The sequence below is a fragment of the Bradyrhizobium retamae genome, assembly GCF_001440415.1.
In the GTDB taxonomy this organism is placed as follows: domain Bacteria; phylum Pseudomonadota; class Alphaproteobacteria; order Rhizobiales; family Xanthobacteraceae; genus Bradyrhizobium; species Bradyrhizobium retamae.
Genome location: NZ_LLYA01000108.1, coordinates 1 through 1586, shown reverse-complemented (window position 1 = coordinate 1586; position 1586 = coordinate 1). Strand labels below are relative to the sequence as shown.

Here is a 1586-nt window from a genome sequence, read left to right as displayed (position 1 = left end):
AGTGAATCATATTCGCGACAAGTTGGGATTCAAATGTCAGTGACAGAACACTAGCGCTGCTCCGCAGAGCCGGGATCCACACACGCGCAAAACGAACGGATAGACCCGGATCAGCAGCGCACCGCGCCGCTCGAGAAGCGTCGCGCTGCGCAGCATCCGGGGAACGCAAAAACAAACGGGCACTGAGGACGTCGGCAACTCAACGTCCGCAGCACCCGTCGTCACGTTTCAGGCCTTAACCCCTGAAGCGTTTCTCAAAACTTATTCGTCGTCTGCCGGCTCCTCGCCGTCGGCGTCGCGCTCGGCGGGACCGGCCAAGATCTGCTCGGCGATCAGGCCGGAGTTCTGGCGGATCGCCATCTCGATCTTGGCGACCATGTCGGGATTGGCCTTGAGGAAGGCTTTTGCGTTCTCGCGTCCCTGGCCGAGACGCTGGCTATCATAGGAGAACCAGGCGCCGGACTTTTCGACGATGCCGGCCTTGACGCCAAGGTCGAGGATCTCGCCCATCTTGGAGACGCCCTCGCCATACATGATGTCGAATTCGACCTGCTTGAACGGCGGCGCCAGCTTGTTCTTCACCACCTTGACGCGGGTGGTGTTGCCGACGACTTCGTCGCGCTCCTTGATTGCGCCGATGCGGCGGATGTCGAGGCGGACGGAGGCGTAAAATTTCAGCGCGTTGCCGCCGGTGGTCGTTTCAGGCGAGCCGTACATCACGCCGATCTTCATGCGGATCTGGTTGATGAAGATCACCATGGTGTTCGACTTGTTGATCGAGGCGGTGAGCTTGCGCAGCGCCTGGCTCATCAGCCGCGCCTGCAACCCCGGCAGCGCATCGCCCATCTCGCCCTCGAGTTCGGCCTTCGGCACCAGAGCCGCCACCGAATCGACCACCAGCACGTCGATCGCGCCGGAGCGCACCAGTGTGTCGCAGATTTCCAGCGCCTGCTCGCCGGTGTCGGGTTGCGAGATCAGGAGCTCGTCGATGTTGACGCCGAGCTTGCGCGCATAGACCGGATCGAGCGCGTGTTCGGCGTCGATGAAGGCGCAGATGCCGCCCTTCTTCTGTCCTTCCGCCACCGTGTGCAACGCCAGCGTGGTCTTGCCCGACGATTCCGGCCCGTAGATTTCCACCACCCGCCCCTTCGGCAGCCCGCCGACACCGAGCGCAATGTCGAGCCCGAGCGAGCCCGAGGACACCGTCTCGACATCCATCGAACGGTCGTTCTTGCCCAGCTTCATCACCGAGCCCTTGCCGAACTGGCGCTCGATCTGGGAGAGCGCGGCAGACAGGGCCTTGGTCTTATCCATGGAGGATCCTTCAACGATACGCAGGGCAGTGGCGGACATAATACGTGCTCCTTATGGCGGGGATTCGCGAGCGGGAAAACGGCGGTGAGCAGCTTTTTGGATTCGATTTCGGTAGGAACCCTTGTACCACCTTTGTTCTATGTTCGCAATATGTTCTTTTCATCGCAGAGGCACTGGCCTGTTTCCGAGTGCAGTGGCCTAATTTGATTTTGGGAGTGGCCTAGGGTCTGTTGGGATTCATCGCGAGTTTATCACGGCAGCGGCGAGGTGGA

The 1586-nt window shown here is 60.9% G+C and carries 1 protein-coding gene; it reads right to left on the bottom strand.

What is annotated here, in order from left to right; genetic code table 11:
- Positions 1 to 261: 261 nt before the first annotated feature.
- A complete protein-coding gene (gene recA / locus CQ13_RS12275; RefSeq protein ID WP_028350014.1) occupies positions 262 to 1353 on the bottom strand; it encodes a recombinase RecA in 1092 nt (363 codons plus the stop codon).
- Positions 1354 to 1586: the final 233 nt, after the last annotated feature.